We start from the raw sequence: 3832 nt of genomic DNA on the forward strand, positions 1-3832 counted from the left end.
GATCGGCGGCGTCATCGCGCTGGCCGCAGCCGGCGGCCTGCAGTTCGCCGGCCTCATCGGCGCGCCGGGGTCGGGCGGCGTCTCGCTCGACGGCGTCAATGGCGAGATCGCCGCGCTGAAGAGCGAGATCGCGGGCTTGAAGCAAGCGGGCGGCAATGGCGATGCCGCCAAGGTCGACGGGCTGTCGTCGGCGCTGGATCAGGTCAGGAGCGATGTCGCGGCACTGAAATCGGCGGTCGAGCAAGGCGGCGCCGGTGACGGGGCCGGGGTAGCGGCACTTGGCGACAAGCTCAAGCAGGTCGAGACGGCGATCGCCGACCTGCAGAAGGCCGGCAGTGCGGCGCCGGTCGATCTCGGGCCGCTCGATGAAAAGCTCGCCGGGCTGGACGCATTGGTGAAATCCGCCGGCGAGGCGGCGAAGGCGCAGGACGGCCGGCTGGCGGCGCTGGAGCAGTCGGTGTCGCAGCTCTCCGGCAAGGTCGAGGCGCAGGCCTCGCAGCCCAAAATCGCGATGGCCATCGCGGCGTCGGCGCTGAAGTCGGCGCTCGATCGCGGGGCGCCGTTCGCCGCCGAACTCGAGACTTTCGCGGCGATTGCGCCCGATGCGCCGGAGATCGCGACGCTGCGCGCCTATGCCGAGAAGGGCGTTTCGACCCGTACGGACATCGCCGCCGAGGTCGATGCCGCCGCCAATGCGATGGTCGCCGCCGCCACGCCTGTCGACCAGAATGCAGGCTTCCTGCAGAACCTGATGTCGAGCGCCGAATCGCTGGTCAAGGTCCGGCCGATCGGCGCCGTCGAAGGCAAGGGCGCGCCGGAGACCGTGGCGCGCTTGGAGGTGGCGGTCAACCAGGGCGACTATGCCAAGGCGCTCAGTGAATATGACACGTTGCCGGAGGCAGTGAAGTCGGCCGGCGCCGATTTTGCCGGCAAGCTGAAGGCGCGGCTCGAGGTCGAAAAGCTGATCGATTCGCTGATTGCCGGCGCGATGAAGGCGTGAGGGAGACCAGATGATCCGCATCCTCATCTTCCTCGCCGTCGTCTTTGCGCTCGGGCTCGGCTTCGCCTGGCTGGCCGATCGTCCCGGCGACATGGTGATCACCTTCAACGGCTATCAGTATCAGGTCAGCCTGATGGTGGCGGCGGTGGCGGTGGTCGCGGTCGTCGCCGCGGTGATGATCCTGTGGTGGCTGGTGAAGTCGCTATGGAACAGCCCTTACACCATCTCGCGCTATTTCCGGGTGCGCCGCCGCGACCGCGGCTACCAGGCGCTGTCGACCGGCATGATCGCCGCCGGCGCCGGCGATGGCGCGCTGGCCCGCAAGAAGACCAAGGAAGCGGCCAAGCTGATCCGCTCCGACCAGGAGCCGCTGATCCATCTCCTGGAGGCGCAGGCCTCGCTGCTGGAAGGTGATCACGAAGGCGCGCGCGAAAAATTCGAGGCGATGCTCGACGATCCCGAGATGCGGCTGCTCGGCCTGCGCGGCCTCTATCTGGAAGCCGAGCGCCTCGGCGACCGCAACGCCGCCAGGCACTATGCCGGGCGCGCCGCGGCCGTGGCGCCGCAGCTTGCGTGGGCCGCCGAATCGACGCTGGAGGAGCTGACCGGGCGCGGCGACTGGGACGGCGCGCTGAAGCTGGTCGAGGCGCAGAAGTCGACACGGCAGATCGAACGCGATGCCGCCAACCGGCGCCGGGCCGTGCTGCTCACCGCCAAGGCTGAGGCGCTGATCGACAGCGACGCCAATGCGGCGAGGACCGCGGCGCTCGAAGCCAACAGACTGGTGCCGGAATTCGCACCGGCGGCGGTCGCCGCCGCCAAGCTGCTGTTCCGGCAGAACGATGTGCGCAAGGGCTCCAGGATCCTCGAAACGGCGTGGCGGGCCGAGCCGCACCCGGAAATCGCCGAGCTCTATACTCATGCCCGTCCTGGCGATGCCGTCGGCGACCGGCTGAACCGGGCGAAGAAGCTGCAGGACCTGAAGAAGAACCATGCGGAGTCGTCGATGGCCGTCGCCCGCGCGGCGCTCGACGCGCAGGACTTCGCCACCGCCCGGCGCGAGGCGGATGCGGCGATCCGCATGGACCGGCGCGAAGGCGCCTATCTGCTTTTGGCCGACATCGAGGAGGCCGAGACCGGCGACCAGGGCAAGGTCAGGCAGCTGCTCTCCAAGGCGGTCAGGGCGCCGCGCGATCCTGCCTGGGTCGCCGACGGCGTCATCTCCGAACGCTGGGTGCCGGTGTCGCCGGTCACCGGCAAGCTCGACGCCTTCGAATGGCGGGCGCCGATGGAGCGTCTCGGCCATCTCATCGACAGCCATGACGAGGCTGCGGAGACCGTCGTGCCGGCGATCGCCGTGTCGCCGGAGTCGGCGAAGGAAAAGACGCTTGACGCCGTTTCGGCGGATGGGTCGGCGGCGTCCGATGCGGATCAGGTCAAACCGGTCACCGCCGCCGCCTTTGCCGCCGTGCCTGACGATGCTGAAGGGGTGGAGCCGGCGGAGGAACTGACGAGGCTGCCCGACGACCCCGGCGTCGACCCGGGCGAGGCGGAAAAGGCGCCGCGCCGGTTTCGTTTGTTTTGAGGCCGGGAGCGATCCCGGCGCTATGGGAATGAAGTGATGTTCGAACGCGTCTTGTCCTTCTTGAGGGATCTGCCAGGTGGAGCGGGCGCGCGCGCCAACGCGGACGACCCGCGCGTCGCCGCGTCGGCGCTGCTCTATCACGTGATGAACGCCGACGGCGTGCGCCAGGACGTCGAGTGGGAACGGTTCAAGGCGGTGCTGGCGCAGACCTATTCGATCGGCGGCGAGGAGCTCGATGCGCTGGCGGCCGCCGGCGAGCGCGCCGACAATGAGGCGATCGACCTCTATGCTTTCACCAGCGTGTTGAAACGCCATCTCGACGCCGAGGCGCGCAAGGCTTTCGTCGGCCTGATGTGGGAGATCGTCTATGCCGACGGCGAATTGCACGAGCTGGAGGACAACACCGTGTGGCGCGTCGCCGAGCTGATCGGCGTCGAACGGCGCGACCGCGTCGAGGCGCGCCAAAAGGCGGCGGCCCGGGCGCCGGGGGCACGCGGAACCTCAAGCGATGAATAGTCAGGGCGACGAATAGCCGGGGTCCCGCCTCACGATGCCTCCCAGACCGTGTTCGAGACCAAAGATCCTGATCGTGCTGCATCAGGAGAGTTCGAGCCCCGGCCGCGTCGGCCATATGCTTCTGGAAGAAGGTTTCGATCTCGACATCCGCCGGCCGCCGCTCGGCGATGAATTGCCGGGCACGCTGGACGGCCATGCGGGCGCGGTGGTGTTCGGCGGGCCGATGAGTGCCAATGACGAGGACGATTTCGTCCGCCGCGAGACCAACTGGCTCAACATTCCGCTGAAGGAGAACCGGCCATTGCTCGGCATTTGCCTGGGCGCGCAGATGCTGGTCAACCATCTCGGCGGCAAGGTGGAAGGTCACGGCGAGGGGCTGGTCGAGATCGGCTGGTATCCGCTGAAGGCGACGGAAGCCGGCAGGAAGCTGATGCATTGGCCGGAGATGGTCTACCAGTTCCATCGCGAAGGGTTTTCGCTGCCGAAGGACGCGACGCTCTTGGCGACGGCCGAGACTTATCCTAACCAGGCCTTCCGCTACGGTGACAATGCCTGGGGCATTCAGTTCCACGGCGAGCTGACCCGGGCGATGATGCAGCGCTGGGTGGTGCGCGGCGCGCACCGCTTCGAACTGCCAGGCGCGCAGCCCGGCCGCGACCATCTCGGCGGCCGGCTGATCTGGGACATGCATCTGAAGCGCTGGCTGGGCGAATTCCTGGGGCTGATACTGT

Annotated in this window: 4 protein-coding genes; all 4 read left to right on the plus strand. The window is 68.1% G+C overall.

Features of this window, described 5'->3' with window-relative positions:
* Positions 1–1000 (plus strand): COG4223 family protein (locus EN742_RS27525; RefSeq protein WP_128333500.1); only part of this gene is annotated, 1000 nt, incomplete at its 5' end.
* A gap of 10 nt (positions 1001–1010) precedes the next feature.
* Positions 1011–2585, plus strand: coding sequence for a heme biosynthesis protein HemY (locus EN742_RS27530; protein ID WP_128333501.1), 1575 nt, complete (start codon positions 1011–1013; stop codon positions 2583–2585).
* Positions 2586–2621: 36 nt separating this feature from the next.
* Positions 2622–3101: a TerB family tellurite resistance protein gene (locus EN742_RS27535; RefSeq protein ID WP_126057520.1), complete on the plus strand. Its 480-nt coding sequence runs from the start codon at positions 2622–2624 to the stop codon at positions 3099–3101.
* Between the two features lie 34 nt (positions 3102–3135).
* Positions 3136–3832, plus strand: a 697-nt coding sequence (locus EN742_RS27540) for a glutamine amidotransferase (protein WP_128333502.1), incomplete at its 3' end; no start/stop codon positions are given.

The organism is Mesorhizobium sp. M4A.F.Ca.ET.020.02.1.1, assembly GCF_004022645.1.
GTDB lineage: Bacteria > Pseudomonadota > Alphaproteobacteria > Rhizobiales > Rhizobiaceae > Mesorhizobium.

What these genes read in the sequence shown, in the direction of transcription:
- EN742_RS27530 (WP_128333501.1), top strand. Translation starts at nt 1,011, where the DNA reads ATGATCCGCATCCTCATCTTCCTCGCCGTCGTCTTTGCGCTCGGGCTC.
- EN742_RS27535 (WP_126057520.1), top strand. Translation starts at nt 2,622, where the DNA reads ATGTTCGAACGCGTCTTGTCCTTCTTGAGGGATCTGCCAGGTGGAGCG.